Here is a 13,052-nt window from a genome sequence, read left to right as displayed (position 1 = left end):
TTTTGCCCCTCTCAGGCGTTGCCGGTGGCGGCGCGCACCAGCTTTTCCGGAGAAAAATCGGCGCGTTCGAACAAACCTGCCATCAGGCCTTCGCGCATGACGATGGCGCGGTCGGACATGCCGAGAATTTCGGGAAGTTCGGATGAAATCATGATGATGGAGAGACCTTCGGCCGCCAGCTCGCTGATGAAGCCGTGCACGGCGGCCTTGGACCCGATATCGATGCCCTTGGTGGGTTCATCGAGAATAATGACTTTCGGCTGCGTGGCGAGCCATTTGCCGATCACCACCTTCTGCTGGTTGCCGCCGGAAAGCGTGCCGACGGGCACGGACAGGGCGGCGGCGCGCAGGTCGAGGCGTGAGGCATATTTGCGCGCCAGAGCAAATTCGTTTGCGGCGGCGAGAAAGCCCTTGCGAGAGGTGCGGGCAAGAGAGGGCAGCGACATGTTCTGGTAGATCGGCATGTCCAGCGCCAGCCCATGCCGTCCACGCTCTTCCGGCACATAAACGATACCGGCGCGGATCGCATCCTCCGGCGAACGGATGACGAGCGGTTCGCCGTTGAGGGTAATCTGTCCTGAGGCTGGGCGCGTGATGCCGAAAAGCGACTGGCACAGTTCCGACCGCCCGGCGCCGATCAGCCCATAAAGGCCAAGAATTTCGCCTTTGCGCAGATCGAGAGAAATATCGCGAAATTCCGTCTGGTGTGAATAATTTTGCACCGAAAGAACCGTCGGACCGAGCGCGACCGCCTGCTTGGGAAAGGCGTTGGTTACGTCGCGGCCAACCATCAGGCGTACGATCTCATCCTGCGGGGTGGCGGCGAGATTACCCGCGCCGACCATCTTTCCGTCCCGGAATACGGCATAATTTTCAGCGATTTCATATACTTCATCGAACTTGTGGCTGATGAACAGGATGGCCTTGCCCTGCCGCTTCAGGTTTTCAACGATGCGGAACAGATCATCGATTTCCTTGCGGGAAAGGGCGGCTGTCGGTTCATCCATGATGACGATGCGTGCCTCGACGGAAAGCGCTCTGGCGATTGCCACGAGGTGGCGCTGCGCGATGGAAAGGTCCTTCAGCCGAATGGACGGATCGATGGTGCTTTCGAGCTGTTCAAGCAGGACCCCGGCGCGCGCCTTGATGGTCTTCCAGTCAATGAGGCCGAAACGGCCTTTGGGCGCATGACCGAGGAAGATGTTTTCGCCCACGGAAAGCTCGTCGAACAGCACGGTTTCCTGATGAATGGCGGTCACGCCGGCATCGATGGCATCCTGTGCGCCGTGAAAGGTGACAGGCCGGCCATCGAGAAGGATTTCCCCTTCATTCGGGCGGTAGATTCCCGTGAGAATTTTGACGAGCGTGGATTTTCCAGCACCGTTCTCGCCGATCAGCGCCGTGACCTTGCCGGGATAAAGCGCGATATCGACGCCATCCAGCGCCTTCACGCCGGGGAATATCTGGCTGATGCCGCGCATTTCCAGAATGGGCGTCGCGCTGGAAGTCTCGGTAACGTCTAAGATTTTGGTTTCAGCACGCATCATTCCGTCTTACCGGTTGGTTTTGAGTGTAGCGGCGAGAGGCACCCCCCTCTGCCCTGCCGGGCATCTCCCCCCAAGAGGGGGGAGATCGGCAAGCGGATACACCCTGCCTATGGAACGAGCGGGTGCGGCATATCGATCTCCCCCCTTGAGGGGGAGATGCCCGGCAGGACAGAGGGGGTTAGCCTCCGCACTGCCGGAAATTATTCAGATCAGAAAATCTTCGAGAACTGATCGATGTTCTTGGCGTCATAAATGAAGGGATCGGCCATGGCCGCTTCGCTATTTTCGCCAACCTTGATCTTGCCCATGCGGCCGGCTTCGATTTCCGAGCCCGGCTTGCCGTCTGCTTCACCCTTCACAAGGCGGTAGGCAATCTGGGTGGCGGAATAACCGAGGTCGATCGGGTTCCAGATGGCGAATTCCTTGGTTGCGCCTGATTTGATGGCGCCAGCCATCTCCGAGGGCAGGCCAAGGCCCGTCACAAAGACCTTGCCGATCTTGCCCGCATCCTTCACGGCCTGAGAGGCCGCAAGAACGCCAACCGTCGTCGGTGCGACGATGACCTTCACATCAGGATGGGAGGAAAGCAGGCCCTGTGCTTCGCGGTAGCTCTTGTCGGCAAGGTCGTCACCATAAACGGTGGTAACGAGGTTGAGGCCGGGGAAGTCCTTCAGCTGCTTCTTCATCTCATCGATCCAGATATTCTGGTTCGTGGAGGTGGTGGTGGCAGAAAGGATGGCGAAATCGCCCTTGCCGCCTTCCAGGTGCGATGCGGCAAGCTGCAGGCACATCTTGCCGATCAGCGCGTTGGACGAGGGGTTGAGCTGCAGAATGCGGCCTTCAGGTGCCACGCCGGAATCCCAGGAGATGACCTTGATGCCGCGCTGCGCCGCCTTTTTCAGCGCCGGAACCACGGCGTCCGGGTCATTGGCGGAAATAGCGATGGCATCCACGCCCTGCGCGATCAGCGAATTGATGACCTCGATCTGGCCTTCCGCAGTGGTGCTGGTCGGGCCCGTATAGATGATCTCGACGCCACCGAGGTCTTTTGCAGCCTCCTGCGCGCCCTTGTTGGCGGCTTCGAAAAAGCCGTTGCCAAGTGATTTGACCACCAGCGCGATCTTCACATCGGCTGCCTGGGCAACGCCGCCAAGACCCGCGACGGAGAGCGCCGCGCTAAGTGCCAGGACGCTCGTCAATGTTCTGCGTGTAAGTTTCATGTTCCTTTTCCTCCCGTTTTTGAACCTGTTCCTCTCTTCGGTGCTTCCTCAAGCGACCGAAGAGGAATCCTCCTCATCAGGCGGGTTGGCTATCTTGCCATCCCCCGCTGCGCCGGCGATCAGCAATTCGACGCCGGCATTTTCAACCATCCGCGCCGCCTCATCCGAAATCCCGTCATCGGTGATGATGGTCGAGACGTTTTCGAGTGGGCATAAAATCAGGCTGGATCGTTTTTTGAATTTCGAGGAATCGACCATCACGATCAGCTCTTCCGCCTGCCGCATCAGCTTCTGCTCGCTCTGGATCACCAGCGCGTCCGATTCCATGATGCCGAGTGCGCCGATGCCCTGCGCGCCGAGAAAAATTCGTCTTGCGTAAAAATTGCGGATGGCATCGTTTTCGAAGGGCGACAGGATGAGGCTTTGATCGCGATAGATCGCGCCACCCGGCACGCTGACATTGCATTTGGAATGTTTGACCAGATGCTCCGCAATCGCGAAGGAATTGGTCATCACCTGCAGCCGGCGCGCCGCCATGTAGTGCACCATCTGGAATGTGGTCGTCCCACCATTCAGGATGATCGCATCACCGTCATTACAGAGATCAACCGCCTTGCGCGCAATTGCGCGTTTCTTGTCGATGTTGACCGATTCGGACACGCGGAACGGTCGCGCGGCCAGATTGCCCAACTGCGGTGGATGCACCGCTTCGGCACCGCCACGCACGCGTCGCAACTTTCCCTGAACATGCAGGGACGCGATATCCCGGCGGATCGTTGCTTCCGACGCATCCGTCAGTTCGGCAATATCCTGCACCGTCACGACAGCTTTTTCCTGTGTGGCGCTCAAGATGATGCGATGGCGTTCGCGTTCGTGCATGTGGTCCTCCTGATTGTGATTATTCGCAATCTCTTTACGTTGTCAATCAAGAACGATCAAATTAATCAATATCGCGCTGCAACATGAAAATTTATGATCGTTTTTGATTGACATTATGCTTTTGTATGCGCGATATCTGCCGTCAACGGAGGCGGGCCGATATCGGCACCGCGAATGCAGACTTGACTTGGGAGGAAGACATGACGGGAAAATCCCGCCTTCTCGAAAGCCGTTGGGACGATGCCTATGCCAAAACGCTCGATGAGCCTGGCAAGCTGCTTTATCGCTCCAATCTGCTTGGCGCCGACAAGCGCATCACCAATTACGGCGGCGGAAACACATCCGCGAAGGTGCTCGAAACCGATCCGCTGACAGGCGAGAAAGTCCGCGTCATGTGGGTTAAAGGGTCCGGCGGCGATGTCGGTACCATCAAGCTTGATGGTTTTGCGACGCTTTATCTCGACAAGCTGGAAGCGCTAAAGGGCATTTACAAGGGTGTCGAGGATGAGGACCGCATGGTCGGCTTCCTGCCGCATTGCACCTTCAACCTCAACCCACGCGCCGCCTCCATCGATACGCCGCTGCACGGCTTCGTGCCTTTTGATCATGTCGATCATATGCATCCGGATGCGATCATCGCGATTGCCGCCTCCAAAAATTCGAAAGAACTGACGCAGCAGATCTTTGGCGATGACATCGGCTGGCTTCCCTGGCGCCGTCCCGGTTTCCAACTGGGTCTCGATCTCGAGGCTTTCGTAAAAGCCAACCCCGAGGCCAAGGGCGTTGTGCTGGAAAGCCACGGTCTGTTCACCTGGGATAACGACGCCAAGACATGTTACGAACTGACGCTCGCCATTATCAACAAGGCGATCGAATGGTTTGCGGCCAAGACCGAAGGCAAGACGATTTTCGGCGGTGCCGTTGCCAGGAGCCTGCCACTTGCCGAACGCCGCGCGATTGCAGCACGGTTGATGCCGGAAATCCGTGGTCGGATCGGCCGCAAGGAGCGCAAGCTCGGCCATTTCGATGATCAGGACGCGGTTCTTGAGTTCGTCAATTCGAAGGATCTGAAGCCGCTCGGAAATCTCGGCACCTCCTGCCCGGATCATTTCCTGCGCACGAAAATCCGCCCGCTGATCCTCGATCTCGATACGGCAAATCCCGATGTGGATGCGCTGATAGCCGGTCTCGACAAGGCGCTAGAGGCCTACCGCGCCGACTACGTCAGATATTATGAGGCGTGCCGCCATGATAATTCGCCTGATATACGCGACCCGAACCCCGTGATTTTCCTGATCCCCGGTGTCGGCATGCTGTCCTTCGCCAAGGACAAGGCAACCGCCCGTATCGCCGGTGAATTTTACGTCAACGCCATCAACGTCATGCGCGGCGCTTCCACCGTGTCCGAATATCAGGGCCTACCCGAACAGGAAGCCTTCGATATCGAATATTGGCTGCTGGAAGAGGCAAAGCTGCAGCGCATGCCGAAGCCGAAAAGCCTTGCCGGACGCGTGGCCTTTGTCACCGGTGGCGCCGGCGGCATCGGCCGGGCGACGGCGGAAAGGCTGGCAGCGGAGGGCGCCTGCGTTGTTCTCGCCGATATTGACGAGGCGGCGCTGGAAGCGGCCAAGGGCGATTTCGCGAAGCGCTACAGTGCTGATGCGGTGCGCAGCGTCAAGCTGGATGTGACGCAGGAAGACGCGGTAATTTCCGCCTTTGCGGAAGCGAGCGTGGAATTTGGCGGCGTGGATATTCTCGTCTCCAATGCCGGCATCGCCTCGTCCGCACCGGTGGAAGACACGACGCTTGCCATGTGGAACAAGAATATCGATATTCTCGCGACGGGTTATTTCCTCGTGTCACGAGAAGCATTCCGGCTACTCAGGCGTCAAAATCTCGGCGGCAACGTGGTGTTCGTCGCCTCGAAGAACGGTCTTGCCTCTTCGCCCAATGCTTCTGCCTATTGCACGGCCAAGGCGGCGGAAATCCATCTTGCCCGTTGCCTTGCTCTGGAAGGGGCGGAAGCCGGCATTCGCGTCAACACCGTCAATCCCGATGCCGTTCTGCGCGGTTCGAAGATATGGAACGGTGAGTGGCGCGAGCAGCGCGCGGCCTCGTCGAAGATCGAGGTGACCGATCTGGAGGAACATTACCGCAAGCGCTCGATGCTGAAGCTCAATGTATTCCCGGAAGACATCGCCGAAGCGATCTACTTCCTGGCGTCCGACGCGTCGGCCAAATCAACCGGCAATATCATCAATGTCGATGCCGGCAATGCGCAGAGCTTTACGCGGTAGAAATTTCGGCACGTCTCACATCCGTCATCCCGGCTTAATGCCGGAATGACAGAGGGGGCGATGATCGAGCATGCACTGGACCGATTCCGGGGAGGAAGAGATGACCGACACCAAAATCGCCGCCGATGTGATCGCGGCCGAAAACGACAAGCGCGCCGCCGCGCTGAAGGACGACTACGATGCGCTGGGCAACCAGCTTGCGCGCCGCAACATCGATATCGATGCTGTCACCGCCAAGGTCGCGGAATTCTTCGTCGCTGTTCCATCCTGGGGCGTCGGCACCGGCGGCACCCGTTTCGCCCGCTTTCCGGGCGAAGGTGAGCCCCGCGGCATTTTTGACAAGCTGGATGATTGCGCTGTCATCAACCAGCTGACACGGGCGACCCCGAATGTCTCCCTGCATATTCCGTGGGACAAGCAGGACCCGAAGCGTTTGAAGGACCATGCCGACACGCTAGGTCTCGGCTTCGACGCCATGAATTCCAATACCTTCTCGGATGCACCGGATCAGAGCCATTCCTACAAATACGGTTCGCTCAGCCACACCGATGCCGCAACGCGGGGCCAAGCCGTGGAGCACAACATCGAATGTATCGAGATTGGCAAGGCAATTGGTTCCAAGGCGCTGACGGTGTGGGTGGGCGATGGTTCCAACTTCCCCGGCCAGAGCAATTTCACCAGAAGTTTCGAGCGCTATCTCGCGGCCATGGCCGATATCTACAAGGCGCTGCCGGATGACTGGCGCATCTTTTCCGAACACAAGATGTTCGAGCCGGCTTTCTATTCCACCGTCGTGCAGGATTGGGGCACCAACTACCTCATCGCCAATACGCTCGGTGAAAAGGCGTTCTGCCTCGTTGATCTCGGTCACCATGCGCCTAATACCAATATCGAGATGATCGTCTCCCGGCTCATCCAGTTCGGCAAGCTCGGTGGTTTCCACTTCAACGATTCGAAATATGGCGATGACGATCTGGATGCCGGCTCCATCGAGCCTTACCGCCTGTTCCTCGTCTTCAACGAGCTGGTAGATGCCGAACATCGTGGCGTGAAGGGCTTCCATCCCGCCCATATGATCGACCAGTCGCACAATGTGACCGACCCAATCGAAAGCCTGATTTCTAGTGCCAACGAAATCCGCCGGGCCTATGCGCAGGCGCTGCTGGTGGATCGCGCGGCTCTGGATGGCTACCAGCAAGACAACGATGCGTTGATGGCCTCCGATACGCTGAAACGGGCCTATCGCACCGATGTCGAGCCGGTTCTCGCTAAAGCAAGGCAGTTGGCAGGCGGCGCGATCGATCCTGTTGCCACCTACCGAGCGAGTGGTTATCGCAAACGGGTTGCGGCGGAACGCCCGGCTTCGGTCGGTGGTAGCGGCGGGATTGTTTAGGGGTTGGGGTTTGAGGCGACGGGCGGAGAAGCCGAGCCTACTTACAAACCTTGCCTCAAACGCGACGTCACCCTCGGTCTTGTGCCGAGGATCTGCCCGACATTTCACAAAATTGATAGGTAGCAGATGCTCGGGACAAGCCCGAGCATGACGAAGGTGAAGGTGTCCGTCACCACCTCACTACCTCCTCTGCGCCGTTCCCTCACTCACCGGAAGGCGATTGCCTGCGGACCTGAAACGTGTGCTCCGGCCCCGGAAACGCACCGGAGCGCACCTCTTCGGCATAACCTGCCGCTGCATGTGAAACGGTCGCACCCAGATCGGCGAAACGTTTGACGAATTTCGGTTTGAAATCGATGAAGAGACCGAGCATGTCGTCGGAAACCAGTACCTGCCCATCGCAGGCCGGTGATGCGCCGATGCCGACAGTCGGGACGGAAAGTTTTTCGGTCAATTCGCGCGCAAGCGGCTCGACGGTACCTTCCACGACAATGGCGAAAGCACCGGCCTGATCGACCGCAATCGCATCGCGCCAGATTTTCTGCGTTTCCGCATCTGAATGTCCAAGAGAGCGGAAACCTCCGGCGGTGTGGACCAACTGCGGCATCAGCCCGACATGGCCGAACACCGGAATGCCGCGCGCCACGAGAAAGGCGATGGTTTCGGCCATTTCCTCACCGCCTTCCAGCTTCACGCCATCACAGCCGGTTTCCTGCATCAGCCGCACGGCGTTGCGGAACGCCTGTTCCTTTGATTCCTGATAGGTCCCGAAGGGGAGATCGACGATGACGCAGGCGTGTTCCACACCACGCATGACGGCGCGGCCATGGGCGATCATCATATCCAGGGTGACGCCGACCGTCGTGTCCATGCCATAAAGCACCATGCCGACTGAATCGCCAACCAGCAGCAGGTCGCAATGCGGATCGAGCAGGCGGGCAATCGGCGTCGTATAGGCGGTGAGGCAGACGATGCGCGCACCGCCTTTCATTTGCTTGATGGAGGCTGTCGTCAGCCGCTTCTGTTTCGCGTGCGTGCTCATAGTGCAGCCTCCTGTTTGCCGGTTTTATCACGTCCGATGACGCGGTTGTCGAGAAGGCGGGTGCTGCCGACCCGCACGAACAGTGCCACCAGCACAGGCCCCGCCTGCAGCGAAGCCACGGGGGCCAGCGTGTCGGGATCGCGCACCGCCACGACTTCGGGCAACGCCAGCTTCTCCTTGGCGATGAATTTTTCTATCGCCGCTTCTAAAGTGGCCGGGTCGTCGCAGCCCTCATCGTACAGCCGCTCGGCCTCATCAAGCGCGCGCGGCACAATTACGGCGGCGGCACGCTCTTCAAGGCTCAGGTAGACATTGCGCGAGGAGCAGGCGAGCCCATCCTCCTCACGTACGGTGGCGACGGGAACGATGCGGACTGGCTGGGCGAGATCGTCCACCATGCGCCGGATCAGCGTTACCTGCTGGTAGTCCTTTTCACCGAAATAGGCGGCATCCGGCTGCACGAGATTAAAAAGCTTGGTGACAACAGTCGTAACCCCGGCAAAATGCCCCGGCCGTACCGCACCTTCCAACTGGCTTCCCAGTTCCGGCACATCCACCACGGTCTGCATCGGGCGCGGATACATCTCCGTAACCTCGGGTGCGAAAAGAATGTCGACACCTGCCTCTTCCAGCAGCGCGCTATCGCGGGCGAGATCGCGGGGGTAACGGGCAAGATCCTCATTGGCTCCAAATTGCAGCGGATTGACGAAGATCGAGACCACCGTCACGTCGTTCTCCGCTTTCGCCCTGGCAACCAGCGTCAGATGGCCGATATGCAAAAAACCCATGGTCGGCACGAAGCCGACGGTCTTGCCATCGCGACGAAACGTGGCGGTCAGACCGCGCAACTCGGCGACGGTTTTTACAAGGCGCATAGGTTCTCCTCCGGCTCCCCGATCGCCCTCCGGCGAAAGGTGGTGGATAGAACTCGATTTGCCGAACGGGGTCAACGCGGCTGTGGGCATTATATCGATTAAGACCTTGAGCGGTGGTTCAGGACCCGCCAGTCCAGAGCGGCGGGCGTTTTCCAGCGAAGGCGTCTCTGCCTTCGCGCGCCTCCTCGCTGCTGCTGATCTTCGCGATGACGCTTTCGGCAAAGGCGAGCCGTTCACTGGCCGGCATGTCGCGCATCGTCAGCAGCGCTGCCTTTCCGGCGGCGACTGCGCCCGGCGCGTTCTGCCGCAAGCGGGCGAGTACTCCCTCGATCACGCCATCGAGTTCGGCACGTGGCGCCGTGCGGTTGATGAGGCCGATGCCTTCGGCCTCTGCGGCGGTGACCGGTTGCCCCAGATAGGCCATTTCGTGGAGGCGGCTCAGCGGTATTTTGGCCAGAAGTTTCGCCGCCACCATGGCCGGGAAAAGCCCGACGCGAACTTCCGGCAGGCCGAACTCAGCATGATCGGCGGCATAAGCGAGATCGCAGGCCGCGATAAGGCCTAGCCCACCCGCCAGCACCCGGCCATTGACGCGGGCGATGACGATTTTGTTGCAGGTCTCGATAGCGCGCATCACATTGGCGATGGGGTTCGTTCCGTCTCGCGAGAGGAACATGCCACCAGCGCTTTCCTTCAGATCGGCCCCTGAGCAGAAGCTACGGTCGCCCGCCGCCGTTATCACAACCGCACGCAGGTCGCCGTCGCTGGAGGCCGTCCGGATCGCATGCATCAAGGCGTCCGTCATCGCGGCGTTCATGGCGTTGTGGACGTCCGGCCGGTTAAGCGTCAGCCACAGAACGTCCTTGCGCTTCTCGCTCAACAGCTCACCCACCATGTGCATTATCCTCCATCTTTACGGCAAGCAGTGCTTTACCTGCGCGTGCCGCATTCACCCTGCCGAGATGGCGACTTATCCAGTCTCCCGTTCTCGCCACCGCCATCAGGTCTATGCCGGTTTTGATGCCAAGCCCGTGCAGGAGATAAACAACGTCTTCGGTGGCGACATTGCCGCTTGCGCCCGGCGCAAAGGGGCAACCGCCGAGCCCGGCCACGGAACTGTCGAACACACAAATACCTTCCTCAAGCGAAGCCAGCACATTGGCGACGCCCTGCCCATAGGTGTCGTGGAAATGCATGGCGAGTTTTTCGCACGGGATGCGGGTCGATACATGTTGGATGAGCTTGCGGATTTGCCCGGCCGTGCCGACACCAATCGTATCGCCGAGCGAGATTTCGTAGCATCCCATGGCGACAAGCGCTTCGGCCATCGCCGCCACATCTTCGGGTGCGACCGCGCCGTCATAGGGGCAACCCGCGATGCAGGAGACATAGCCGCGCATGCGGATGTTACGGCTGGCCGCTGCCTCCGAAACATCGCGCAGGCGCTCGAGGCTTTCGGCGCGCGAACAGGCGATATTGTGCTGGCTGAAGCCTTCGGATGCGGACACGAAAACGGCTATCTCCGTCACACCGGCTTCAACGGCGGCCTCGAAACCCTTGATATTCGGAACGAGCGCCGGATAGCCGGTATTGGGATGTCGTTTGAGGCCTAGAAGCACCTCCTTCGACCCTGCCATTTGCGGAACTTTTTTTGGCGAAACGAAGGCTCCTGCCTCCACCGCCGCCAATCCGGCCGCAGCCAGCCGCTCGATCAACCTGATCTTGATGGCGGTGGGAACCTCAGCAGTTTCGTTTTGCAGGCCATCACGTGCACCGACCTCGACGATCTTGACGGTTTTGGGCAAGGCCATCTCATGCGCCCTCCGGTTCGAAATCCACCAGCATGGCGCCGGCTTCGACCATATTACCTTCGGCGCAGTTGATGGCGGTGACGGTGCCTTTTGCTGGCGCACGGATAGTGTGCTCCATTTTCATCGCTTCCATAACCACAAGCGCGTCACCGGCCTCAACCGCTGCGCCCTGCTTGCTTAGAATGGCGCGGATGACGCCGGGCATCGGGGCTTCCAGACCGCCGGTATGGGTGGAGGTATCCGCTACATCGACGGGGTCGGGCTGGCTGATGCGATAGTGCTCGCCATCCAGAAAAAGCGCGTGGCCGTTATCGCTGGCAAAGAAACGGCACTGCCTTTGCCTGCCATCGACGGTCGCCCGCAGTGCGCCGTCTTGTGAGATGCTGCCATGAGCGCGGATTGCCCGCGTGCCGATCTCCAGTGAAAAACCATCTGGCTCATGTGTAACGGCGACATCGACCGGCTGTTGATCCAGGACGAAACGCAAGGTTTCCCTCGCTGGCGCATTGAGGCGGAAAGAGTTCGTATTGTTCCAAGGGCTATAAGGATCGGCCTGCGGCTCGGCCCCGTTCCGGCGTGAGAGAAGCAGGCCGAGCGTGGCCAAAGCTATTTCGTTCTCGCTCGTGGCTCCGGGGGCAAAGAGCGCCGCTTCGTTGCGGGCTATGAAGCCGGTATCGAGTTCGGCGGCGGCGAAAGCATCCAGTCCCGCAAGCCGTGTCAGAAAGGCGGCATTGCTGGTGACGCCGCAAATCGCCAGTTTTTCGAGTGCAAGACGCAGACGCCGCACGGCAGACAGACGGTCGTAATCCCAGACGATCAGCTTGGCGATCATCGGATCATAGTGCACGCCGATGGCGTCGCCGGTGCGTATGCCGCTATCTATCCTAAGGTGAGGTCCTTCTTCCGGAAAGGCGAGGTGGCTGACCGTGCCGATTGACGGCAGAAAATCATGCGTCGGGTCTTCGGCGTAAATCCGTGCCTCGATGGCATGGCCGTTGATGCGCAGATTGCCCCAGTCGTCCGGCAGCGCCTCTCCATTCGCAACACGGATCTGCCATTCTACCAGATCGAGCCCGGTAATATATTCCGTGACCGGATGCTCGACCTGAAGCCTCGTGTTCATTTCCATGAAATAGAACGCGCCGGACGGGTCGAGCAGGAACTCCACCGTTCCAGCCCCGCGATAGTCGATGGCGCGGGCGGCGGCGACCGCCGCGTCGTACATGCGTTGCCTGAGCGTATCGGGCAGGCCGGGGGCAGGGGCCTCCTCTATGACTTTCTGGTGCCGGCGCTGGATCGAGCAATCGCGCTCGAAAAGCGAAAGACAATTGCCATGGCCATCGGCAAAGACCTGCACCTCCACATGTCGCGGCCGTTCCAGATATTTCTCGATCAGCATACGGTCATTGCCGAAGGCGGCGAGCGCTTCGCGTTTTGCGCCGGCGAGTTCTGCCGCAAATTCACGCTTTTCACGGACAACGCGCATGCCCTTGCCACCGCCGCCAGCTGAAGCCTTGAGTAAAACCGGATAGCCGATGGCTTCTGCCTCGCCGGCAAGCTTTTCGTCGGCCTGATCCTCGCCGTGATAGCCGGGCACCACGGGAACGCCCGCCTTCGCCATAAGCGCCTTCGCCTCGCTTTTTCCGCCCATGGCGCGGATGGCATCGGGTGTCGGGCCGATGAAAATGATGCCGGCAGAGGCGCAGGCTTCGGCGAAACCGGCATTCTCCGAGAGAAAACCGTAACCGGGATGAATGGCTTGCGCGCCGCTTGCCTGTGCGGCGGCGATGATCTTTTCAGCATCGAGATACGACGAGCGGGCAGGTGCAGGACCGATCGCAATGGCCTCGTCGGCCAGCGCCACATGCATGGCGTCGCGGTCGGCATCCGAATAGACCGCGACGGTGCGGATGCCCATCTTGCGGGCGGTGCGGATGATCCGGCAGGCGATTTCGCCGCGGTTGGCGATCAGTATTTTTGAGAACATC

At 59.7% G+C, this 13,052-nt stretch carries 10 protein-coding genes; 2 read left to right on the top strand and 8 right to left on the bottom strand.

Annotation, left to right across the window (positions count from 1 at the left end; genetic code table 11):
- Window positions 1-11: 11 nt before the first annotated feature.
- The 3 genes from ASD46_RS12640 to ASD46_RS12630 form a co-directional block, all read right to left on the bottom strand.
- Window positions 12-1,547 carry a sugar ABC transporter ATP-binding protein gene (locus ASD46_RS12640; protein WP_060642359.1) on the bottom strand — a complete coding sequence of 512 codons (1,536 nt, stop codon included), beginning with the start codon at window positions 1,545-1,547 and terminating at the stop codon, window positions 12-14.
- Window positions 1,548-1,756: 209 nt separating this feature from the next.
- Complete coding sequence (rhaS, locus tag ASD46_RS12635) at window positions 1,757-2,767, bottom strand: rhamnose ABC transporter substrate-binding protein (protein ID WP_003511200.1); 1,011 nt, start codon at window positions 2,765-2,767, stop codon at window positions 1,757-1,759.
- Window positions 2,768-2,815: 48 nt separating this feature from the next.
- On the bottom strand, window positions 2,816-3,646 hold the full coding sequence (locus ASD46_RS12630; protein ID WP_003511198.1) for a DeoR/GlpR family DNA-binding transcription regulator: 831 nt from the start codon (window positions 3,644-3,646) through the stop codon (window positions 2,816-2,818).
- Between the two features lie 200 nt (window positions 3,647-3,846).
- Between ASD46_RS12630 and ASD46_RS12625 the strand changes: the two genes are divergently transcribed.
- Together ASD46_RS12625 and rhaI are read left to right on the top strand one after the other, a co-directional pair.
- Window positions 3,847-5,943, top strand: a complete 2,097-nt coding sequence (locus tag ASD46_RS12625) for a bifunctional rhamnulose-1-phosphate aldolase/short-chain dehydrogenase (RefSeq protein WP_060642358.1) — start codon at window positions 3,847-3,849, stop codon at window positions 5,941-5,943.
- 100 nt (window positions 5,944-6,043) lie between these two features.
- Entirely contained in the window at window positions 6,044-7,336 is a 1,293-nt protein-coding gene (gene rhaI / locus ASD46_RS12620; RefSeq protein ID WP_003511194.1) for an L-rhamnose catabolism isomerase, read from the top strand.
- A gap of 202 nt (window positions 7,337-7,538) precedes the next feature.
- On the opposite strand, the gene panB is transcribed toward rhaI, so the two are convergent.
- The 5 genes from panB to ASD46_RS12595 form a co-directional block, all read right to left on the bottom strand.
- A complete protein-coding gene (panB, locus tag ASD46_RS12615; RefSeq protein WP_060642357.1) occupies window positions 7,539-8,378 on the bottom strand; it encodes a 3-methyl-2-oxobutanoate hydroxymethyltransferase in 840 nt (279 codons plus the stop codon).
- Entirely contained in the window at window positions 8,375-9,253 is an 879-nt protein-coding gene (gene panC, locus ASD46_RS12610; protein ID WP_060642356.1) for a pantoate--beta-alanine ligase, read from the bottom strand. The genes panB and panC overlap by 4 nt, the downstream gene beginning before the upstream one ends.
- 118 nt (window positions 9,254-9,371) lie before the next feature.
- Window positions 9,372-10,148 (bottom strand): enoyl-CoA hydratase-related protein, encoded by a 777-nt coding sequence (locus tag ASD46_RS12605; RefSeq protein WP_060642355.1) that lies wholly within the window; start codon window positions 10,146-10,148, stop codon window positions 9,372-9,374.
- The gene (locus ASD46_RS12600; protein WP_003511186.1) at window positions 10,138-11,064 is read right to left on the bottom strand and encodes a hydroxymethylglutaryl-CoA lyase; all 927 of its coding nucleotides are present in this window, start codon (window positions 11,062-11,064) and stop codon (window positions 10,138-10,140) included. The genes ASD46_RS12605 and ASD46_RS12600 overlap by 11 nt, the downstream gene beginning before the upstream one ends.
- Before the next feature lies 1 nt (window position 11,065).
- Window positions 11,066-13,051 carry an acetyl/propionyl/methylcrotonyl-CoA carboxylase subunit alpha gene (locus ASD46_RS12595; protein WP_060642354.1) on the bottom strand — a complete coding sequence of 662 codons (1,986 nt, stop codon included), beginning with the start codon at window positions 13,049-13,051 and terminating at the stop codon, window positions 11,066-11,068.
- Window position 13,052 lies beyond the last annotated feature (1 nt).

The organism is Rhizobium sp. Root491 (genome assembly GCF_001427205.1).
GTDB lineage: Bacteria > Pseudomonadota > Alphaproteobacteria > Rhizobiales > Rhizobiaceae > Agrobacterium > Agrobacterium tumefaciens.
This window is presented reverse-complemented; position numbering and strand designations above follow the sequence as displayed.